The organism is Streptomyces sp. NPDC048521 (assembly GCF_043199855.1).
Classification (GTDB): domain Bacteria; phylum Actinomycetota; class Actinomycetes; order Streptomycetales; family Streptomycetaceae; genus Streptomyces.
In genome coordinates this window covers 12,375-32,656 of the sequence record NZ_JBICWR010000035.1, presented here as the reverse complement: position 1 = coordinate 32,656, position 20,282 = coordinate 12,375, and the positions used below count along the sequence as shown (strand labels likewise).

The following is a 20,282-nucleotide window of genomic DNA, read 5'->3' as shown; positions in this document are numbered from 1 at the left end:
CCCGCCGCTGACCTGCGTCAGCGGCGGGGCGTCACCGTGTGTTGACTCCGCGGTCTTTGGCCGGGGCCGTCCCGCACGGCTACTGTCTGCCGCGTTTCCCCGGTGCCGGGCCTCCCCGTCCCCAGGCGCCGGGGGAGCGGTCTCTGTCCGCCAGCAGAAGGACTGTCGTGGGGTCCCATCGCCGCCTTGCATCCTCCGGATTCGACCGGGGCGCGACCGCCCTGTGCGTGCTGTCGGCCACGGCCGCCGCGTTCGGCGCCGTACCGGCGCAGGCGGAGCCGCACGGCGCCACCCGTGCCGAGGTGGACCGGCTCTACCAGGAGGCCGAGCGGGCGACCCAGGCCTTCGACAAGGCCGCGGAGCGGGCGGACACGCTGCGCCGCCAGGTCCGCGACGCGCAGGACCACGTCGCCCGGCAGCAGCAGCGCATCAACACCCTGCGCGAGCGGCTCGGTTCGCTGGCCGGCGCCCAGTACCGCTCCGGCGGCATCGACCCGGCCGTCGCCCTGCTCTTCTCCGACGACCCCGACGACTACCTCGACAAGGCCGCCACCCTCGACCGCATCGGCGCCCGGCAGGCCGGTCAGCTCCGGGAGTTGCGGTCCGCGATGCGCGAGCTGACCCAGGAGCGCGCGGAGGCGGCCGGCAAGCTCGCCGAGCTGGAGAAGAGCCGCAAGGCCGTCGCCGCCCACAAGCGGACCGTGGAGAAGAAGCTCGCCAAGGCACGGCAGCTGCTGAACTCCCTGTCCGCCGCCGACCGCGCCGCCTTCGACCGCGCCTCCCGGGGCGGCCGTACCGACCTGCCCGACCTGACCGGCGCCGCAGCCCCCGACGCCCGCGCCGCCGCGGCCCTGGCCGCCGCCCGCGCCGCACTCGGCCGTCCCTACGTGTGGGGCGCCAGCGGCCCCTTCGGGTTCGACTGCTCGGGCCTGATGCAGTGGGCGTACGCCCGTGCCGGCGTCCATCTGCCGCGTACCTCGCAGGAGCAGCGCTTCGCCGGCCGGCAGGTCCCGCTCTCCCAGGCCCGCCCCGGCGACCTGGTCGTCTACCGTTCCGACGCCAGCCATGTGGGGATGTACGCCGGCAACGGCCAGGTGATCCACGCGCCCTATCCGGGAGCCCCGGTGCGCTACGACCCGGTCGGCATGATGCCCGTCGCCTCGGTCACCCGGCCCTGACGCGCTCCGCGCCGTACGATCGGCAAGTGGCTGGTCGTGGACGGGTGTGGCGCAGCGGAGCCGTGGGGCTCAGCCTGCTGCTGCCGCTGACCGGCTGCGGCGGGCGGACCACGGCCGACTCCGCCCGGGCCGAGGTGCAGCATGTGCTCGACCGGCGCGCGGCCGCCCTCCTCGGCCATGACGAGACGGCGTACGGCGCGACGGGCACCCGCGCCGAGTACACCCGGCTGCGGGCCCTCCCGCTGGCCTCCTGGAGCTACCGGGTCACCGGCGTGCACCGCACCTCCTCCGGCGCCACCGCCGACGCCGAGCTGCGCTACCGCGTCGTCGGCTACGACAAGGCGCCCGTCGACGCCCGCCGCACCCTGACCCTCGCCCGCACCGCCGGCGGACAGTGGTACGTCAGCGCCGACCGTCCCGCCGGGCAGGCCGGGCAGCAGCTGTGGGACCAGGGGACGGTGACCGCCGTCCAGGGCGCGCGCAGCCTGGTCCTGGGCGCCGGTCAACCGGCCGCCGCTCTGCGGCCCTTCGCCCGGCTGGCCGACCGCGCGGTCCCGGCCGTCTCCGGGAAGTGGGGAACGGACTGGAGCCGGCGGGTCGTCGTCCTCGTGCCGCGCTCCCTGGCGGGCATGGCCGGCCTGCTCGGCTCGCCCGCCGCGAACTACCGGGGCATCGCGGCCGTCACCACCGGTGAGACGGGAGGCTCGGGCACGGCGCCCGCGGACCGGGTGGTCGTCAACCCCGAGGCGTACGCCGGGCTCGGTGACATCGGCAAGCAGGTCGTGCTCACCCACGAGACCACCCATGTGGCGACCCGCGCGCACACCACCGCCGCCACCCCGCTGTGGCTCTCCGAGGGGTACGCCGACTGGACCGGCTACCTCGGTACCGGCCGCACCCCGGCGCAGATCGCGCCGGAACTCGCCCGCGCCGTCCAGGACGGCCGGGTGCCCGACGCGCTGCCCGCCGACAAGGACTTCGGCTTCACCGGTGACCCGACCGAGCTGGCGCGGGCCTACGAGGGCGGCTGGCTGGCCTGCCGGATGATCGCCGACCACTGGGGCACGGCCCGGCTCGGCGCCTTCTACCGGGCCGTCGGCGCCCACGGGAAGCGGGCGGGCGCGGTCGAGCAGGCACTGGAGAAGGTGCTCGGCACGACCCCGAAGGAGTTCACCGCGCGCTGGCGGGAGTACGTCGGGGCGCAGCTCGGCTGAGGGTGTCGATCGCCTCGCGCCGCCATTCCCGTTCGGCCTTCCCGGTGGCCGGGGCGACCCGCGGCATGCCCTCCCGGAACACGCCGCCGGCCTCCTCCGCGCGCACCGGCTGACCCTGCCGGTGGCAGAAGCTCGCCGGGGCCCGGAGGAAGTCCGGCACGGCGGCCTGCCCGGCCGGGTCGTCCAGGTGCCGCAGGAAGGCCAGGACCGTTGGAGCGCAGATGGTCGCTGGTCTCCGCCTGCTTGGGGGCGCGCAGCCGCTCCCGCACGCGATGAAGCAGGTCGGCAGCAGGTACGGGCCGACGCGGCGCAGGAACAGCACGGCCTGGTGGGCGACTTCGGGTCCGGCGGGGTGTTCGGGGGCGGTGGGGGAGCGCCCGTGCTGCTCCGGGTCACCCTGCTCGGCCCCCGCGTCCGGCTGCCCCTGGCGTACGCCCTGTCCGGCCTCGGTCCGCCCGGTGTCTGCCTCGCGCCGGCCGTGCCGTGCGGGGGGTCGCGCTGCCGCCGCGGCGGGCCCGGCGTCAGGAGGAGACCGGGGTCTCCGTCGCCCGGGTGGCCTGGGGCGGGAACGGGACGGTCACCGCGGGCGGCACGGTCGAGCGCCACAGCCGACGGGCCGCCGTGAGCGTGGCGGCGACCAGCAGGCCGTTGCGCAGCACCAGCAGCGTGATGCCGTACCAGTCGCTGACCACCACGTGCGAGAAGCCGAGCGGGAACTCCAGGACCGTCACGAGGGAGGCGAGCACGACCATCAGCGCGGGCGCAGCCATGCGGCTCGCCCGGTGGGTCAGGCAGACGGCGGCCAGCCCGATCAGCCACACGAGGTACTGCGGGCTGATCACCCGACTGGTGACCGTGAACAGCAGCACCGCAGTGAAGGCCGCGTCGGCGAGGGTGTGCGGCGCGAACCGGGTCGCGCGCAGCCGCCACAGCAGCAGCCAGCCGAACGCGGCCCCGGTCAGCGCCAGCGCCGCCGTGCTGACCTGGTCCACGTACGGGCCGAGAAACTCGATCGAGCCGTAGTTCAGCAGCACCTCGCCGTTCCAGCCGAAGTGCCGGGCCACATGGAAGACCAGGGAACCCAGCGACTCCACCTCGGTGCCCCGGTCCCGCTGGAAGGTCAGGAAGGCGAAGGCGCCGGGCATGGACACCGCGAACAGCGCCGCGACGCCCGCCGCGGTCACCGCCGCCGACGCCCACGCCCGGCGCCGCACGGCCCCGACCAGCAGCAGGGCGGGCCACACCTTCAGCAGCGCCGCGAAGGCCGTCAGCGCGCCCATCACCCGCGGGCGCCGGACCCCGGCGAGCAGCGCCGCCACGGCCACCGCGGTCACCATCACGTCGTAGCGGGCGTACACCGTCGGCCCGAGCAGCGGCACCCCCGCCACCCACACCCAGGCCCCGCGCGTGGACCGGCCCGGCCGACCGCCCGGACACCGCAGCAGGACGAGGACGGCGAGGTCGGCGAGGAACGCGAGCACGAAGAAGGCGTGCGCGTAGGACAGGAACGGCAGGGTGTCGGGGGAGAGGATCGCGAGGGCGGCGGCGGGCGGGTACTGCCAGGTCACGTCGTCCAGCGGAAACGTTCCGTGCCGCAGGACCTCGTACCAGCCGCGGTAGATGACCGACACGTCGGAGGTGACGTCCGGGCCCGGGAAGACGTACACCCGGAAGACGAACAGCAGCAGCACCGCACGGGTGACGCCCCAGGTCACGAGCAGCCGGGCCAGGGACCGCCAAGCGGCCTTCGTCTCCACGCGCTCCCCTGTCGTTCGATTCCCGCTTCGCCTGCCGTGCCGTTCGATTCCCCCTGCCCATGATGTCGTGCGCACCTGTGCGCATGCCACAGACCCGGCCGCACCCGGTCCCCGGGGGCGGATTCGGTAGGGTCGGCGGCGATGCACCAGACCCTGATCGTCACCAACGACTTCCCGCCCCGACCGGGCGGCATCCAGGCCTTCCTGCACAACATGGCCCTGCGCCTGGACCCCGGCCGGCTGGTCGTCTACGCCTCCACCTGGAAGCGCGGCCGGGAGGGCGCCGAGGCCACGGCCGCCTTCGACGCCGAGCAGCCCTTCACCGTCGTACGCGACCGTACGACCATGCTGCTGCCCACCCCGCAGGCCACCCGGCGGGCGGTCGGGCTGCTGCGGGAGCACGGGTGCACCTCGGTGTGGTTCGGGGCGGCCGCGCCGCTCGGCCTGATGGCGCCCGCGCTGCGCAGGGCCGGCGCCGAGCGGCTGGTGGCCACCACCCACGGGCACGAGGCCGGCTGGGCCCAGCTGCCCGGCGCCCGGCGGCTGCTGCGCCGGATCGGGGAGTCCACCGACACGATCACCTACCTCGGCGAGTACACCCGCTCCCGGATAGCGACCGCGCTCACGCCCGCGGCGGCCCGGCGGATGGTGCAGCTGCCGCCCGGCGTCGACGAGAAGACCTTCCACCCCGCCTCCGGCGGCGACGAGGTGCGGGCGCGGCTCGGCCTCACCGACCGGCCGGTCGTGGTCTGCGTCTCCCGGCTGGTGCCGCGCAAGGGCCAGGACACCCTCATCCGGGCCATGCCCCGCATCCTGGCCGCCGAGCCGGACACCGTGCTGCTCGTCGTGGGCGGCGGCCCCTACGAGCGGGACCTGCGCCGGCTGGCCCGCGACACGGGCGTCGCCGCCTCGGTCCGCTTCACCGGAGCCGTGCCCTGGTCCGAACTGCCCGCGCACTACGGCGCCGGGGACGTCTTCGCGATGCCGTGCCGCACCCGGCGCGGCGGCCTGGACGTCGAAGGTCTCGGCATCGTCTACCTGGAGGCGTCCGCCACCGGCCTCCCGGTCGTCGCCGGCGACTCGGGCGGCGCACCGGACGCGGTACTGGACGGGGAGACCGGCTGGGTGGTCCGGGGCGGCTCGGCCGACGAGACCGCCGAACGCATCGTCGCCCTGCTGGGCGACCCCGAACTGCGCCGCCGCATGGGCGAGCGCGGCCGGCGGTGGGTCGAGGAGAAGTGGCGCTGGGACCTGCTGGCGGAGAGGTTGAAAGACTTGCTCTGAACCGCGCCGACGCTCTGGGGGGAGCCGGAAGATCCGCCATGCCGCGTGCGGGACGGCGGAACTGATAGGACGTCAGCCGACGAGACGTCACATCCTCGGTGTGACCGTGCTACGTCACCGACGGCTCGCTCGTGCGCGGCTCGATCGGCGTCGAACCGTTCGTCACCGTCACCGCGCTCGCCGAACGCACGACGGCGCGGGTCCTCGCCGAGGACACCGCGCCATGAGCGAACGCGTCGGTCACTTGGCGTAGATCGCCTCGATCTCGCCCGCGTAGTCCTTCGCCACCACGTTCCGCTTGAGCTTCAGCGACGGGGTGAGGTGGCCCGACTCCTCCGAGAACTGGGAGGACAGGATGCGGAACTTCCGCACCGATTCCGCCTTCGACACCGCGGCGTTGCCGTCGTCGATCGCCGTCTGGATCGCGGCGATGAGATCCGGGTCCTCGCGCAGCGACGCCGCGGTGGAGCCCGCCGGCTTGCCGTGCTCGGTGGCCCACCGGCCCAGGAACTCCTCGTCGATGGTGACCAGCGCGCCCACGAACGGCCGCCCGTCGCCCACCACCATGCACTCCGCGACCAGCGCGTGCGCCCGGATCCGGTCCTCTATCACGGCCGGCGCCACGTTCTTGCCGCCCGCCGTGACGATGATCTCCTTCTTGCGGCCGGTGATCTTCAGGTAGCCGTCCTCGTCGAGGGTGCCGATGTCACCGGTGTGGAACCAGCCGTCCGCCAGCGCCTCCGCGGTCGCGCCCGGGTTGTTCCAGTACTCCTTGAACAGGTGCTCGCCGTGCAGCAGCACCTCGCCGTCGTCCGCGATCCGCACCACCGAGCCCGGCAGCGGCTGACCGACCGTGCCGATCTTCTGCCGGTCCCACGGGTTGAACGCGGTCGCCGCGCAGGACTCGGTCAGACCGTAGCCCTCCAGCACGGTGAAGCCGATGCCCCGGAAGAAGTGGCCGAGCCGCTCGCCCAGCGGGGCGCCGCCGGAGATCGCGTACTCGCCCCGGCCGCCGAGGACCGCGCGCAGCTTGCTGTAGACCAGCTTGTCGAAGACCTTGTGCTTGACCTTCAGGCCGAACGACGGGCCCGAGGGGCTGTCCAGCGCCTTGCTGTAGGCGATCGCGGCGTCCGCGGCCTTGTCGAAGATCGCGCCCTTGCCGTCCGCCTGCGCCTTGGCTCGCGCCGAGTTGTAGACCTTCTCGAAGACACGCGGGACACCCAGGATCAGCGTCGGCCGGAACGCGGCCAGCTCGTCCGTGAGGTTCTTGATGTCCGGGACACAGCCCAGCTTGATCGGCGCCATCATCGGCGCGACCTGCACCAGCCGACCGAAGACATGGGCGAGCGGGAGGAAGAGCAGCACCGAGCACTCACCGGTGCGGAACAGCGGGCGCAGCCGCTCCACCACGTTCCCGCACTCGGCGAAGAAGCTGCGGTGGGTGAGGACACAGCCCTTGGGCCGCCCGGTCGTACCGCTCGTGTACACGATGGTCGCCGGGTCGTCGGCCTTGGCGAGCGAGCTGCGCTCCTCGACCGTCTCGTCCGACACGTCCTGCCCGAGCCGCCCCAGCTCCTCCACACCGCCGGCCTCGATCTGCCAGACGTTCTTCAGGGCGGGCAGCGCGTCGCGCACCGCCTCCACGGCGGCCGTGTGGTTGTCCAGCTCCACGACACACGCGGTCGCGCCCGAGTCCGACAGGATCCACCGCACCTGCTCCGGCGAGCTGGTCTCGTACACCGGCACGGTGATCGCGCCCGCGCTCCAGATCGCGAAGTCCAGCAGGGTCCACTCGTAGCGGGTGCGGGACATCAGGCCCACCCGGTCGCCCGGCTGCACCCCGGCCGCGATGAGCCCCTTGGCGGCGGTGCGCACCTCGGCCAGGAACTGCCGGGCCGTCACGTCCTGCCAGACACCGCCCACCTTTCGGGCGATGACGGCGACGTCGGGATGCTGCGCGGCGTTTCTGCGGACGATGTCGGTCAGATTGCCGTCCGCAGGGACCTCGTACAAAGCCGGAAGGCTGAACTCGCGCAAGACTGCTGCTCCTCATAGGGCGCCGACGCCACGACACTGTGTGATGCGACGGTGCGGTCCAAGGCTCGGGCAAGTGCTCAGGAATTCACATGTTGAAATCCTGAGCACGACTGGACTGCCCGGACGTTACCCGCCGGTATGGCGTCTACGACAGGGGGTCCCGGTGAGATGTTCGCTGCGTCACACAGGTGGGCGTTCCTTCGCGCACAGTAGTCCACGGCTGAACCGACCGGCGAGTAACCGCAGGCCGGGCCGACACTGTTCACGCGGACCGCACACGCCTACGCTTGATCACCATGGCATCCACACCCTCCGGCAACCGAAGGACGCGCGTCCACGTGGTGAGCGACGTGCACGGCAACGCCCGCGACCTGGCCCGGGCCGCAGAGGGTGCCGACGCCCTGATCTGTCTGGGTGACCTCGTCCTCTTCCTCGACTACGCCGACCACTCGCGCGGGATCTTCCCGGACCTGTTCGGCAAGGAGAACGCCGACCGCATCGTCGAGCTGCGCACCGCCCGCCGCTTCACCGAGGCCCGCGAGTTCGGCGCCCGGCTGTGGGCCGGCATCGGCACCGACCGGGCCGCGGCCATCGAGCAGGCGGTGCGCAAGCAGTACGCCGAGCTGTTCGCCGCGTTTCCCACCCCGACGTACGCCACCTACGGCAACGTCGACATGCCGCCGTTGTGGCGGGAGTACGCCCGGCCCGGCACCACCGTCCTCGACGGCCAGCGGGTGGAGATCGGCGGCCGGACCTTCGGCTTCGTCGGCGGGGGCCTGCGCACCCCGATGCGCACGCCGTACGAGATCAGTGACGAGGAGTACGCGGCCAAGATCGAGGCCGTCGGCGAGGTCGACGTGCTGTGCACGCACATCCCGCCGGAGGTACCCGAACTGGTCTACGACACGGTCGCACGCCGCTTCGAGCGGGGCAGCCGTGCCCTGCTGGACGCCATCCGCCGCACGAAACCCCGTTATTCCCTGTTCGGGCACGTCCACCAGCCGCTGGTACGCCGGATGCGGATCGGCGCGACGGAGTGCGTCAACGTCGGCCACTTCGCCGGGACCGGGAAGCCCTGGGCGCTCGAATGGTGACCGGCGGGACCTGGGATGAAGGCGGCAGGGCGGCGGCGCGGTAGCCTTCACGCTGCACACACGTGCGCAGCCCGGCGCACACAGACTTCTCAATACGGCCCGCATCTGGAGGAGCCACGGCGATGGCGGAACACACCAGTTCGAGCATCACGATCGAGGCCGCTCCGGCCGACGTCATGGCGGTGATCGCCGACTTCGCGCGCTACCCGGACTGGACCGGCGAGGTGAAGGAGGCGGAGGTCCTCGCGACCGACGAGCGGGGCCGCGCCGAGCAGGTCCGCCTCGTCATGGACGCCGGCGCCATCAAGGACGACCAGACCCTGGCCTACACCTGGACCGGTGACCACGAGGTCTCCTGGACGCTGGTGAAGTCCCAGATGCTGCGCACCCTGGACGGCTCCTACCTGCTGAAGCCGGCCACCGCGGGCGCCACCGAGGTCACCTACCAGCTCACGGTGGACGTCAAGATCCCCATGCTCGGCATGATCAAGCGCAAGGCGGAGAAGGTCATCATCGACCGCGCCCTGGCGGGCCTGAAGAAGCGGGTGGAGTCGGCCCCCTAGCGTTCCCACCCGGCCACCCGGCCACCCGTCCGGTCGGCCGAGAGACGGTCCGCCCGGGCCACTGCCGCCGGGCGAGACCGAGTCGGCGCGGCCCGCGCCGTCCGTTACGGTTCACCCTCATGCGCACCCTCCTGATCACGGGCCCCGGCGGCAGCGGTCGTACCACGATCGCCGCCGCGACCGCACTGCGCGCCGCGGCCGACGGCACCCGGACGCTGCTGCTGAGCGCGGACCGCACGGACACCCCGGGTGTGGCGCTGGGTACCGGAACAGGGCCCACCCCGATCGAAGCCGCCCCGCTCCTCACCGTGTGGCGGCCCGACGCGGTCGACCGCTTCCGCCAGGACCTCACCGCCTTCCAGACCCGCGCCGCGAACGTCCTCGACCTCCTCGGCGCCGCCCGCCTGGACGCCGAGGAGGTCACCCCGCTGCCCGGTGCCGAGGAACTGTCCTTCCTGCGCGCCCTGCGGGACGCGGCCCTCTCCGAGCGCTACGACCTGCTCGTCGTCGACCTCCCGCCCCTCCCGCAGGCCCTCGCCCTGCTCGCCCTGCCCGAGGAGCTGCGCCGCTATCTGCGCCGCCTGCTCCCGCCCGAGCGGCAGGCGGCCCGCGCCCTGCGCCCGGTCCTCGGCCGGCTGGCCGGCGTTCCCATGCCCGCCGACTGGCTGTACGAGACGGCAGCCCGCTGGGACGTCGAACTGGCCGCCGTCGAGGCCGTACTCACCGACCGCAGGACCGCCGTACGGCTGGTCGCCGAACCCGGTCCGGCCGGTGCCGACGCCGTCCGTACCGCCGGCCTCGGCCTGGCCCTGCGCGGCCTGCGCATCGAGGCCCTGATCGCCAACCGGGTGCTGCCCGACGCCGACGGTGACACCTGGCTCGCCGGACTCCTCGCCCAGCAGGGCAAGGCCCTCGCCGAGTGGCAGGAGCAGCCGTACGCCGTCCGCACCGTCCCCCACCTCGGCCGCGACCCGCACGGCACCGACGACCTGCGCGCCCTCGCCGTGCCGCTCGTCAACCCGGCGCCCGACCCGGTCGAGTGGCCCGTCGCCGACCGGATCACCGAGGACGGCGTGCTCGTCTGGCACATCCCGCTGCCCGGCGCGATACGGGACGAGCTGGACCTGATCCGGCGCGGCGACGAACTCCTGATCGCCGCGGGCCCCTTCCGCCGGATCGTTCCGCTGCCGTCCGCCCTGCGCCGCTGCACCGTGGCCGGAGCCGCGCTGCGCGAGGCCGAACTCCGCATCCGCTTCGCTCCGGACCCCGGCCTGTGGCCCACCGGCGGACGGTGAACCCGCTACCCCCGTTCGGGTAACGTCGGAAGGGCGAACCGTCGTCAGGAGTCCGTCATGAGCGAAGAGCCCCCCGCATCCGGACCTTCCGAGCAGGAGCAGGCGCGGGCGACCGACGCCGACGCCTGGGCCACGGCCTGCGCCGAGGACCTCGCCGCCGAGAAGGCCCGCCTCCGCACCGAGTACGGCCCGCCGCCGGGCTCGGCCGCCGAGGAACTGAAGAAGCTCGTGGACACGGTGGCCGACAAGCTGTCCGGCCTGCAGTCACCGCTCCTCGGAGCCCTCGCCGGACCCGCCGCCCAGCAGGTGGTGCGGCAGGTCGTCCAACAGGCGAAGTCTGCCGTGGAGCCCGTGATAGAGCGCAACCCGGACGTGTTCGACCACCTCGCCGCGGCCGGCACCGAGCTGCTGGCCGCCTACCGCTCCGCCGTCCAGGCCCAGGAGCACCGCTGGACCACCGGCGCGGCCGACCTGAAGGACGACCGCCCCGGCCGTCCCGACCGGGGCGAGGGCACCGGTCCGGGGGAACGCATCGACCTGGACTGAAGCCTTCCCACGGCAGGGCCTCGGGTACGGTTGGCCGTAGCGGGGCTCGACCGAAACTGAGGGATTCATGGGACTCACCATCGGCGTCGACATCGGCGGCACGAAGATCGCGGCCGGCGTGGTCGACGAGGAAGGCAACATCCTCTCGACCTTCAAGGTGCCGACCCCCACCACGCCCGAGGCCATCGTGGACGCCATCGCCTCGGCGGTGGAGGGTGCGCGCGCCGGGCACGAGATCGTCGGCGTGGGCATCGGCGCTGCCGGTTACGTCAACCGGCAGCGCTCCACGGTGTACTTCGCGCCCAACATCGACTGGCGCAACGAGCCGCTGAAGGAGAAGGTCGAGGCGCGCACCGGCCTGCCGGTCGTGGTGGAGAACGACGCCAACGCGGCCGCCTGGGGCGAGTACAGGTTCGGCGCCGGCAAGGGCCACCGCAACGTCATCTGCATCACGCTCGGCACCGGTCTCGGCGGCGGCATCATCATCGGCAACAAGCTGCGCCGCGGCCACTTCGGCGTGGCCGCCGAGTTCGGCCACATCCGGATGGTGCCGGACGGCCTGCTGTGCGGCTGCGGCTCGCAGGGCTGCTGGGAGCAGTACGCCTCCGGCCGCGCCCTGGTCCGCTACGCCAAGCAGCGCGCCAACGCCACCCCGGAGCGCGCCGAGGTCCTGCTGGCGCTCGGCGACGGCACCCCCGACGGCATCGAGGGCAAGCACATCTCCATGGCCGCCCGCCAGGGCGACCCGGTGGCCGTGGACTCCTACCGTGAGCTGGCCCGCTGGGCCGGCGCGGGCCTCGCCGACCTGGCCTCCCTCTTCGACCCGTCCGCCTTCATCGTCGGCGGCGGCCTCTCCGACGAGGGCGACCTGGTCCTCGACCCGATCCGCAAGTCGTACAAGCGCTGGCTGGTGGGCGGCAACTGGCGCCCGGTCGCCGACGTGATCGCGGCCCAGCTCGGCAACAAGGCGGGCATGGTGGGCGCGGCCGACCTGGCCCGGGAGCCCGACCCGATCATGTGACGGTCACGGCGCCGACCGAAGGGGCGCGGGGACCTGCGCGACCAGCCACGACGAACCGGCGGTCGCACAGGACCCCGCGCCCCGAGTCGTCGGGCGCCCCCACCGCGCAGCGGCGTACATTGACGGCATGGCAACCCCGCTGCTCCCCAACTCCCGTACCGAGGCGGACGGTTCCGCGGTCATCAGGGTCCTGAGCTACAACATCCGCTCGATGCGGGACGACACCGACGCCCTCGCCCGAGTGATCGCCGCCTGCGCCCCCGACCTGGTCCTCGTCCAGGAAGCCCCCCGTTTCTTCCGCTGGCGCAAGAAGCTCGCCCGCCTGGCCGCCGCCTCCGGGCAGGTCGTCCTCACCGGCGGAGCCACCGCCGCGGGCCCCGCGATCCTCTGCTCGCTGCGGGCCACCGTCGAGCGGACCGAGGACGTCCTCCTCCCGCTCACCCCGGGCCTGCACCGGCGCGGCTTCGCCACAGCCGTCGTACGGTTCGGCGGCATCCGCCTCGGCGTGATCAGCTGCCACCTCAGCCTCCACGACGACGAGCGCCACGAGCAGGGCGGCATGCTCCTGGACCGGCTGGCCGGGATGGGCCTGGAGCACGTCGTAGCGGGTGGCGATCTCAACGAACGACCCGACGGCCGCACCTTCGGCCGGCTCGCCGCCGCCCTCCAGGACTGCCGGACCACCACGCCCTGGGGCGGCGAGTTCACCTCGACCCCCGCCGACCCCCACCAGCGCATCGACGCCGTCTTCGCGACGAAGGGCATCGAGGTGCTGGGCTGCGGGGTGCCCCACGGGCACCCCGGTGTCACGGAGACAGACCTGAGGGCGGCGACGGACCACCTTCCCGTTCTCGCCGCCCTCAGAATCCCCGCCTGAGGCGTCGCTCAGACGACGGCCCCGCGCCCGGGGTCGTCCTCGTCGTCGTCCGTCCGCATCCGCATCACCAGCGTCGCGAAGCCGCCGAGGAAGCCGCCGATGCCGAGGGTGGTCAGCCACCAGGTCATGTCCCAGCCCAGCAGCACCGCGAGCAGCAGCAGGACCGGGCCGCCCACGACACCCAGCCAGGCGAACTTGGCGGTCGTGTCGGCGGCCGGCAGCGGCGGCGGCTCGGGCGGCACGAAGTGGCCCTCGTCGTCCTCGTCGAAGTCGTCCTCGGACGGCTCGGGCGGGGTGTGGTCGCGGGGGCCGACGCCGGGCGCGAAGGAGACCGAGCTGCCCAGCGGCCGGGCGGGTTGCGGATCGGCGGAGTCGCCCTTGTCGGCCTCCGCGTCCTTCTCGAGCAACGCGAGATCCTCCACCGACTTGTAGGGCTTGGTGCCCGGCGGGTCCGGCGGTTCCTCGCCGTACCCGGCGACGATGGCCCGCCAGGCGGCGTCCTCGTCGAAGGGCACCCCCTGCTCGTCCGGCTCTCGCTCCTCGCGGTTGTCGCGGTCGGAGTCGTGCTCAGCCAACTGCGGCCGTCCCTTCCTTGCCGACACTGGGTGCGAGCCGGCCGATGAAGGCGAGGCTCTCCTCGAAGATCCGGTCCGCGTCCAGGTCCAACGTCGCCACGTGGTAGCTGTGTTCCAGCACCAGCTCCGTCACGTCCATGGACGACACCCGGCTCAGCACCCGGGCCGGGTCCGCCGCCGGGACGACATGGTCCTGGGCGCTGCGCAGCAGCAGCAACGGCTGGGTGACCTGGGGCAGCTCGCCGTCCAGCCGACGCAGGAACACCCGCAGCGAGTGCGCCGCGTGCAACGGCACCCGGTCGTACCCCAGCTCCGCCGCCCCCTCCTTCGCGATGTCGCTGGCGATGCCCCGCGTCGTCCGTACGAGATGCCGGGCGGCCGGCAGGGCGTACGCCGACAGGCCGTGCACCTTGTTCGCCGGGTTGACGACCACCACGCCCGTGACCCGCTCGCCGTGCCGCGCGGCCAGGCGCAGCGCCAGCGCCCCGCCCATCGACAGCCCCGCGACGAACACCTGGGAACAGCGGTCGGCGAGCAGGCGCAGCTCGCGGTCCACCTCCGCGTACCAGTCCTGCCAGCCGGTGACCTGCATGTCCTCCCAGCGGGTGCCGTGGCCGGGCAGCAGCGGAAGCGACACGGTCAGGCCATGGGCCGCGTGGTGCTCCGCCCAGGGGCGCAGCGACTGGGGGGAGCCGGTGAAGCCGTGACAGAGGAGGACGCCCACCTCCCCGCCCTCGTGGCGGTACGGCTCGGCTCCGGGGAGAACCGGCACCTTTCGACACTCCTGTTCCTGGGCGGGCCTCCTCGGGTGACCGGCAGAACTCGTCCGGTGACCGGCAGAGGCGGGAAGAAACGCGCGGATGTGCTTCACCGTACGCGACCGCACTGACACCGACCAGGGTCGTCGGGTCCTTTGGCGGTCCTGCGGGTTAAGGTCTGTTCGACGGAAACAGGAGGCACACGGGTGTTGTACGGCACGATGAAGGTCGCCATCGGCGGGCCGCTGAAGGTCGCCTTCAGGCCCTGGGTGGAAGGCCTCGAGAACATTCCGGCCGAGGGCCCCGCCATCCTGGCCAGCAACCACCTGTCCTTCTCGGACTCGTTCTTCCTGCCGGTCGTCCTCGACCGCAAGGTCACCTTCATCGCGAAGGCCGAGTACTTCACCACCCCCGGGGTGAAGGGCCGGCTGACCGCGGCCTTCTTCAAGGGTGTCGGCCAGCTCCCGGTGGACCGCTCCGGCGCGCGCGGCGCCGGCGAGGCCGCCATCAAGAGCGGCATAGAGGTGCTGCAGCGCGGCGAGTTGTTCGGCATCTACCCGGAGGGCACCCGCTCGCCCGACGGCCGGCTGTACCGGGGCAAGCCCGGCGGCCTCGCGCGCGTGGCGCTCGCCACCGGCGCGCCGGTCATCCCGGTCGCCATGATCGACACCGAGAAGATCCAGCCGCCCGGCAAGGTCGTGCCCAAGCTGATGCGGCCCGGCATCCGCATCGGCAAGCCCATGGACTTCAGCCGGTACCAGGGCATGGAGCACGACCGCTTCGTGCTGCGCGCCCTGACGGACGAGGTCATGTACGAGATCATGAAGCTCTCCGGCCAGGAGTACGTCGACATCTACGCGACCGCCGCCAAGCGGCAGATCGCGGAGGCGGCGAAGGCGGCCAAGGAGGCGGAGAAGGCCGAGAAGAAGCAGGCCGACTCCTAGACGGGGAAACACGGGGGGCCGGGGGACATGCCCGAACGCGAGCGCGTCATGAGGATGTCGGTCGAGTTGCCGCTGTGGCGTGCGCTGGCCGGATACCGCCTGCTGACCATGCTGTACGCCATCGGCCTGTGCGCCACCGCGTACTCCCACTTCGTACGCCCCTGGCTGGCCGTCGCCTACTACGCCGTCCTGGTCGTGTGGACCCTCGTCACCCTGCCGAAGGTGGCGAGCGAGGCCGCCTGCACCAAGCGCTTCCTGGCCGCCGACCTGACCATCGCCCTGGCCGGCATCCTGCTCACCCCGCTCGCCGACAACCACGAGCGGATCGCGGGCGGCGGCCCCACCCTGCCGTCGATATGGACCGCCGGTTCCGTGCTGGCCTTCGCCGTCAAGGGCGGCTGGCGCTGGGCGGCCGTCGCCTCCACGGCCGTGGCCGCCGTCAATCTGGTCGAGCGCGGCCGTCCCGCCCGGGACACCGTGCACAACGTGATCCTCGTGTGGGTGGCCTCCATCGCCATCGGCTACGTCGTGGAGGTGGCTCGCGCCTCCGAGCGCACCCTCGCCCGCGCCCTGGAGATCGAGGCCGCGACCCGGGAGCGGGAGCGACTGGCCCGGGACATCCACGACAGCGTGCTGCAGGTCCTGGCCATGGTGAAACGCCGGGGCGCGGCCCTCGGCGGCGAGGCGGCCGAGCTGGGCCGGCTGGCCGGCGAGCAGGAGGTGGCCCTGCGCACCCTGGTTGCCGGAGGTCTGCTGCCGGTGTCCCGGGTGTCTCAGGACGCGGCCGCCGGAGCCGTCGTCCGTGCCGTCGAGGAGCCGTACGAGGACGAACCGGGCGGGCCGGTCGATCTGCGCTCCCTGCTCGCCCCCTACGCGTGCGCCCGGGTCAGCCTGGCCGAGCCCGGCGCCCCGGTGCGGTTGCCGTCCGCCGCGGCCCGGGAGGTGGCGGCGGCGGTCGGAGCCGCCCTGGACAACGTCCGTGAGCATGCCGGTGACCAGGCCCGGGCCTGGATCCTGGTCGAGGACGAGCCGGACGAGATCGTCGTGACCGTCCGGGACGACGGCCCCGGCATCCCCGAGGGCCGGCTCGCCCAGGCCGAGGGCGAGGGCCGGCTCGGGGTGGCCCAGTCGATCCGCGGGCGGCTGCGGGACCTCGGCGGCAGCGCCGAGCTGATCTCCGTCCCCGGGCAGGGCACGGAAGTCGAACTGAAGGTACCGAAGGGCGCCGAACGGGCGCGGGGGAAGAAGGCGGAACAGCGATGACACAGCAGCAGGACCCGATCAGGGTCATGGTGGTCGACGATCACCCCATGTGGCGCGACGCGGTCGCCCGGGACCTGAGCGAGTCCGGCTTCGAGGTGGTCGCCACCGCCGGCGACGGCGAGCAGGCGGTGCGCCGGGCCAAGGCCGCCGCCCCCGACGTCCTCGTGCTGGACCTCAACCTGCCCGCCAAGCCGGGCGTGCAGGTGTGCAAGGAACTGGTCGCCCACAACCCGGCGCTGCGCGTCCTGGTGCTCTCGGCCAGCGGCGAGCACGCCGACGTCCTGGAGGCGGTCAAGTCCGGCGCGACCGGCTATCTGCTGAAGTCGGCCTCCACCGAGGAACTGCTGGACGCGGTGCGCCGTACCGCCGTCGGCGACCCGGTGTTCACGCCGGGCCTGGCCGGACTGGTGCTCGGCGAGTACCGCCGGCTGGCCTCCGAGCCCGCGCCCGCCCCCGACGCCGACCAGCCCGGGGCGCCGCGGCTGACCGACCGGGAGACGGAGGTGCTGCGGCTGGTCGCCAAGGGCCTGAGCTACAAGCAGATCGCCGAACGCCTCGTCATCTCCCACCGCACCGTCCAGAACCACGTCCAGAACACCCTCGGCAAGCTCCAGTTGCACAACCGGGTCGAGTTGGTGCGGTACGCGATAGAGCGCGGACTGGACGACGAATAGAGCAGACACGTCCGGCAACGCGCCGGAATCACCCTTCCCGCCTCTCCCGATGTGACGCGAATCACCATTAGCGTGACTGAGCGTCAGGCAAGCGCGGCGAAGGGACATTTTCCATGCGGGTCGGAGTACTGACCGGAGGCGGCGACTGCCCCGGGCTCAACGCCGTCATCCGGGGCATCGTGCGCAAGGGCGTGCAGGAGTACGGCTACGACTTCGTCGGCTACCGGGACGGCTGGCGGGGCCCACTCGAGAACGACACGGTCCGCCTCGACATCCCCGCGGTGCGCGGCATCCTGCCCCGCGGCGGCACCATCCTCGGCTCCTCCCGGACCAACCCCCTGAAGCTGGAGGGTGGCATCCGCCGCATCAAGGAGAACCTGGCCAAGCAGGAGGTCGAGGCCCTCATCGCGATCGGCGGCGAGGACACCCTGGGTGTCGCCGCGCGGCTGTCCGACGAGTACGGCGTGCCCTGCGTGGGCGTGCCGAAGACCATCGACAACGACCTGTCCGCCACCGACTACACCTTCGGCTTCGACACGGCCGTCAACATCGCCACCGAGGCCATCGACCGCCTGCACACCACGGCCGAGTCGCACATGCGGGTCCTGGTCTGCGAGGTGATGGGCCGCCATGCGGGCTGGATCGCCCTCCACTCGGGCCTCGCCGGCGGCGCCAACGTCATCCTCATCCCCGAGCAGCGCTTCGACCTCGACCAGGTGTGCGCCTGGATCACCTCCCGCTTCAAGGCGTCGTACGCCCCGATCGTCGTCGTCGCCGAGGGCGCCATGCCGAAGGACGGCGACGTGGTCCTCAAGGACGAGTCGCTGGACTCCTTCGGGCACGTCCGCCTCTCCGGGGTCGGCGAGTGGCTGGCCAAGGAGATCGAGAAGCGCACCGGCAAGGAGGCCCGCACCACGGTCCTCGGGCACATCCAGCGCGGTGGCACCCCCAGCGCCTTCGACCGCTGGCTCGCCACCCGCTTCGGTCTGCACGCCATCGAGGCCGTCCGCGACGGCGACTTCGGCCGGATGGTCGCCCTGCGCGGTACCGACATCGTCCGCGTCCCGATCGCCGAGGCCACGGCCAAGCTGAAGACGGTGGACCCGAAGCTGTACGAGGAGGTCGGGGTCTTCTTCGGCTGAACCACGGGGTCCGGGGCCCGGGGATCGCGCGGATCCCCGGGCCCCCGACCCTCACCTCGCCCTGCTCGCCCCGTGCAGCTGCCCGATCAGCTCCCGCACCACCGCGGCCCCGTTCAGGGTGAGGACCGACTCCGGGTGGAACTGCACGCCCGCGAATCCCGGCCCTCGCACGGCGTGCACCTCCCCGTTCGCCGCACGGCTCACCTCGACCCCGTGCGCGGCCAGTTCCCGGGCCTCCTCCTCGTCGCAGCGGGCCACGAAGCTGTTGTAGAAGCCGACCGTCTCCGGCCGCCCGAACAGGTCGATCGTGGTCTGAGCCCCCTGGTACGGGACCTCCTTGCGGACGATGTCCAGGCCCAGCTCGGCCGCGATCAGCTCGTGCCCGAGGCAGACCCCGAGCACGCCGTACCGGTGCCCCCGGATCACCGTGGCGGCGAGCCGGCGCAGGAAGCGCATCTTCGGGTCGGCGAGATCCGAGGGGTCACCCGGACCCGGGCCGAGCACCACCGGCCCCTCGTGCGCGAGCACGGCCTCCCGCAGCCCCGGCTCGTCGTACCGCCGTACGGTGACCTCGAGCCCGCCCGAGCGCAGCACGTGCGCCAGCATCGCGGTGAAGGTGTCCTCGCCGTCGACGACGAGGGCGTGGCCGGTCAGCTCCGGGGCCTGCTCCTGCATCCGCAGCCAGAACGGCGCGAGCGACGAACGGCGCCCGTCCAGCGCCGCCCGCACCCGCGGGTCGTCGGCCAGCCGGGGGCGTACGGCCTCCTCGCGGGGCCTTCCCCGGCGTACGCCGAGGGCGGCCAGCACTCCCGCCGCCTTCGCGTGCGTCTCCGCCACCTCGCCCGCCGGGTCCGAGCCACGCACGAGGGTCGCGCCGACCGGGACCCGCAGCCGGCCGTCGCGGGAGATGTCGGCGGTGCGGATCAGGATGGGGGAGTCCAGGGTCTGGGCGCCGCCCGAGTCCCGCCCGAGCAGGGCCAGCGCGCCCGCGTAGTAACCCCGGCCACCGACCTCGTGCCGTTCGATCACCCGGCACGCGTTCTGCACCGGCGAGCCGGTGACGGTCGCCGCGAACATGGTCTCCTTCAGCACCTCCCGCACGTCCAGCGAGGACTTCCCGCGCAGCTCGTACTCGGTGTGCGCGAGGTGCGCCATCTCCTTCAGCCGCGGCCCGACGACCACCCCGCCCATGTCGCCGACGGTGCACATCATCTTCAGTTCCTCGTCGACGACCATCGACAGCTCCTCGATCTCCTTGCCGTCGGCGAGGAAGTCCAGGAGGCGTTCCGGTGTCGGCCCCCCGGCGGGGTAGCGGTACGTGCCGCTGATCGGGTTCATCACGACGGTCCCGCCGGACATCCGGACGTGCACCTCTGGGCTGGCCCCGACCAGCGTCCGCCCAGCCGTCTGCCACCCCAGCCCTTCCGAGGAAGGCCCTTCGGGCCCCTTCCGGTCTCCGGTGTGCACGACGAACGTCCAGTACGCGCCCCGCTCGCCCTCCAGCAGCCGCCGGAACAGCGCGAGCGCGTCCGCCCGGCCGAATCCGGGGATCTCGCCCTCGTACGTCCGCCGGATCACGAAGTTCGCGCCCTCGCCCCGGCCGATCTCCTCGCGCAGCACCCGGCCGACGATCTCGCCGTACTCCTCGTCGCCGACGTCGAAGCCGCCGCCCTCGACCCGCACCTCGTGCGCGGGCAGCTGGGCGAGGGCGTCCTCGAGGGGCAGTGTGTGCGACTCCTCGGGGACCAGTACCGCCAGGGGGGTGCCGTCGTCGCGGACGTCGAAGCCGCGCTCACGGATCTGGCGGAAGGGGACGAGGGCGAGGCACTCGTCGGGCAGGTCGGCGAGCCGTCGGTACTCCGTGACCGGGCCGATCAGCAGCTCGACCTCGTCCGGGGTGTGGCCGGGCGTGCGGCGGCGCAGCAGGGCGAACGGGCGGGGATCGTCGAGCAGGTCGCGCAGATGCATGGGTCCGTCTCCTTCTCACTGGGAGGAACGGCCCGGACCCGGAAAACACCGAAGGCCGCCCCTCGGGCGGCCTTCGCGAAGTCGTGCGTACG

18 protein-coding genes are annotated in these 20,282 nt (G+C 73.0%); 13 read left to right on the top strand and 5 right to left on the bottom strand.

The window, feature by feature from the left end; genetic code table 11:
* The first annotated feature begins 167 nt into the window (after positions 1-167).
* Both ACGFRF_RS40660 and ACGFRF_RS40655 read left to right on the top strand, forming a co-directional pair.
* The gene (locus tag ACGFRF_RS40660) at positions 168-1,178 is read left to right on the top strand and encodes an NlpC/P60 family protein (RefSeq protein WP_393749027.1); all 1,011 of its coding nucleotides are present in this window, start codon (positions 168-170) and stop codon (positions 1,176-1,178) included.
* Positions 1,179-1,204: 26 nt separating this feature from the next.
* The gene (locus ACGFRF_RS40655; protein ID WP_393749025.1) at positions 1,205-2,392 is read left to right on the top strand and encodes a hypothetical protein; all 1,188 of its coding nucleotides are present in this window, start codon (positions 1,205-1,207) and stop codon (positions 2,390-2,392) included.
* 521 nt (positions 2,393-2,913) lie between these two features.
* On the opposite strand, the gene ACGFRF_RS40650 is transcribed toward ACGFRF_RS40655, so the two are convergent.
* Entirely contained in the window at positions 2,914-4,149 is a 1,236-nt protein-coding gene (locus tag ACGFRF_RS40650) for a glycosyltransferase 87 family protein (protein WP_393749023.1), read from the bottom strand.
* Positions 4,150-4,290: 141 nt separating this feature from the next.
* Here ACGFRF_RS40650 and ACGFRF_RS40645 point away from each other — a divergent pair, with 141 nt between their 5' ends.
* Entirely contained in the window at positions 4,291-5,433 is a 1,143-nt protein-coding gene (locus ACGFRF_RS40645) for a glycosyltransferase family 4 protein (RefSeq protein WP_393749021.1), read from the top strand.
* 240 nt (positions 5,434-5,673) lie between these two features.
* Here the strand turns inward: ACGFRF_RS40645 and ACGFRF_RS40640 are convergent, their stop codons facing one another.
* On the bottom strand, positions 5,674-7,470 hold the full coding sequence (locus tag ACGFRF_RS40640) for an AMP-dependent synthetase/ligase (protein WP_393749019.1): 1,797 nt from the start codon (positions 7,468-7,470) through the stop codon (positions 5,674-5,676).
* Between the two features lie 296 nt (positions 7,471-7,766).
* On the opposite strand from ACGFRF_RS40640, the gene ACGFRF_RS40635 reads away from it, so the two are divergent.
* The 6 genes from ACGFRF_RS40635 (at position 7,767) to ACGFRF_RS40610 (ending at position 12,866) form a co-directional block, all read left to right on the top strand.
* Complete coding sequence (locus tag ACGFRF_RS40635; protein WP_393749017.1) at positions 7,767-8,564, top strand: metallophosphoesterase; 798 nt, start codon at positions 7,767-7,769, stop codon at positions 8,562-8,564.
* Between the two features lie 122 nt (positions 8,565-8,686).
* Positions 8,687-9,127 (top strand): SRPBCC family protein, encoded by a 441-nt coding sequence (locus ACGFRF_RS40630; RefSeq protein WP_393749015.1) that lies wholly within the window; start codon positions 8,687-8,689, stop codon positions 9,125-9,127.
* 119 nt (positions 9,128-9,246) lie between these two features.
* Positions 9,247-10,422: an ArsA family ATPase gene (locus tag ACGFRF_RS40625; protein WP_393749013.1), complete on the top strand. Its 1,176-nt coding sequence runs from the start codon at positions 9,247-9,249 to the stop codon at positions 10,420-10,422.
* A gap of 57 nt (positions 10,423-10,479) precedes the next feature.
* Positions 10,480-10,968, top strand: coding sequence for a DUF5304 domain-containing protein (locus tag ACGFRF_RS40620; protein ID WP_393749011.1), 489 nt, complete (start codon positions 10,480-10,482; stop codon positions 10,966-10,968).
* A 67-nt stretch (positions 10,969-11,035) separates the two neighbouring features.
* The gene (locus tag ACGFRF_RS40615) at positions 11,036-11,989 is read left to right on the top strand and encodes an ROK family glucokinase (RefSeq protein WP_391839096.1); all 954 of its coding nucleotides are present in this window, start codon (positions 11,036-11,038) and stop codon (positions 11,987-11,989) included.
* A 127-nt stretch (positions 11,990-12,116) separates the two neighbouring features.
* Complete coding sequence (locus ACGFRF_RS40610) at positions 12,117-12,866, top strand: endonuclease/exonuclease/phosphatase family protein (protein WP_393749009.1); 750 nt, start codon at positions 12,117-12,119, stop codon at positions 12,864-12,866.
* Between the two features lie 8 nt (positions 12,867-12,874).
* Here the strand turns inward: ACGFRF_RS40610 and ACGFRF_RS40605 are convergent, their stop codons facing one another.
* Positions 12,875-13,441, bottom strand: coding sequence for a hypothetical protein (locus ACGFRF_RS40605; protein ID WP_393749007.1), 567 nt, complete (start codon positions 13,439-13,441; stop codon positions 12,875-12,877).
* Positions 13,434-14,213: an alpha/beta hydrolase gene (locus tag ACGFRF_RS40600; RefSeq protein ID WP_393749005.1), complete on the bottom strand. Its 780-nt coding sequence runs from the start codon at positions 14,211-14,213 to the stop codon at positions 13,434-13,436. The genes ACGFRF_RS40605 and ACGFRF_RS40600 overlap by 8 nt, the downstream gene beginning before the upstream one ends.
* A gap of 195 nt (positions 14,214-14,408) precedes the next feature.
* On the opposite strand from ACGFRF_RS40600, the gene ACGFRF_RS40595 reads away from it, so the two are divergent.
* The 4 genes from ACGFRF_RS40595 to ACGFRF_RS40580 all read left to right on the top strand — a co-directional run bounded on the left by ACGFRF_RS40595 (position 14,409) and on the right by ACGFRF_RS40580 (position 18,222).
* Complete coding sequence (locus ACGFRF_RS40595; protein ID WP_393749057.1) at positions 14,409-15,143, top strand: lysophospholipid acyltransferase family protein; 735 nt, start codon at positions 14,409-14,411, stop codon at positions 15,141-15,143.
* A 27-nt stretch (positions 15,144-15,170) separates the two neighbouring features.
* Entirely contained in the window at positions 15,171-16,406 is a 1,236-nt protein-coding gene (macS, locus tag ACGFRF_RS40590; protein WP_393749003.1) for a MacS family sensor histidine kinase, read from the top strand.
* Positions 16,403-17,080 carry a response regulator gene (locus ACGFRF_RS40585; protein ID WP_393749001.1) on the top strand — a complete coding sequence of 226 codons (678 nt, stop codon included), beginning with the start codon at positions 16,403-16,405 and terminating at the stop codon, positions 17,078-17,080. The genes macS and ACGFRF_RS40585 overlap by 4 nt, the downstream gene beginning before the upstream one ends.
* A 113-nt stretch (positions 17,081-17,193) precedes the next feature.
* The gene (locus ACGFRF_RS40580) at positions 17,194-18,222 is read left to right on the top strand and encodes a 6-phosphofructokinase (protein ID WP_393749000.1); all 1,029 of its coding nucleotides are present in this window, start codon (positions 17,194-17,196) and stop codon (positions 18,220-18,222) included.
* Between the two features lie 51 nt (positions 18,223-18,273).
* Here ACGFRF_RS40580 and ACGFRF_RS40575 read toward each other — a convergent pair whose 3' ends face one another.
* Positions 18,274-20,190, bottom strand: coding sequence for an anthranilate synthase family protein (locus ACGFRF_RS40575; protein ID WP_393748998.1), 1,917 nt, complete (start codon positions 20,188-20,190; stop codon positions 18,274-18,276).
* Positions 20,191-20,282 lie beyond the last annotated feature (92 nt).

Excerpts from the sequence above, each read along its gene's own strand:
- ACGFRF_RS40645 (WP_393749021.1), top strand. The coding sequence starts at position 4,291 with ATGCACCAGACCCTGATCGTCACCAACGACTTCCCGCCCCGACCGGGC.
- ACGFRF_RS40635 (WP_393749017.1), top strand. The coding sequence starts at position 7,767 with ATGGCATCCACACCCTCCGGCAACCGAAGGACGCGCGTCCACGTGGTG.
- ACGFRF_RS40630 (WP_393749015.1), top strand. The coding sequence starts at position 8,687 with ATGGCGGAACACACCAGTTCGAGCATCACGATCGAGGCCGCTCCGGCC.
- ACGFRF_RS40625 (WP_393749013.1), top strand. The coding sequence starts at position 9,247 with ATGCGCACCCTCCTGATCACGGGCCCCGGCGGCAGCGGTCGTACCACG.
- ACGFRF_RS40620 (WP_393749011.1), top strand. The coding sequence starts at position 10,480 with ATGAGCGAAGAGCCCCCCGCATCCGGACCTTCCGAGCAGGAGCAGGCG.
- ACGFRF_RS40615 (WP_391839096.1), top strand. The coding sequence starts at position 11,036 with ATGGGACTCACCATCGGCGTCGACATCGGCGGCACGAAGATCGCGGCC.
- ACGFRF_RS40610 (WP_393749009.1), top strand. The coding sequence starts at position 12,117 with ATGGCAACCCCGCTGCTCCCCAACTCCCGTACCGAGGCGGACGGTTCC.
- macS (WP_393749003.1), top strand. The coding sequence starts at position 15,171 with ATGCCCGAACGCGAGCGCGTCATGAGGATGTCGGTCGAGTTGCCGCTG.
- ACGFRF_RS40585 (WP_393749001.1), top strand. The coding sequence starts at position 16,403 with ATGACACAGCAGCAGGACCCGATCAGGGTCATGGTGGTCGACGATCAC.
- ACGFRF_RS40580 (WP_393749000.1), top strand. The coding sequence starts at position 17,194 with ATGCGGGTCGGAGTACTGACCGGAGGCGGCGACTGCCCCGGGCTCAAC.
- ACGFRF_RS40575 (WP_393748998.1), bottom strand. The coding sequence starts at position 20,190 with ATGCATCTGCGCGACCTGCTCGACGATCCCCGCCCGTTCGCCCTGCTG.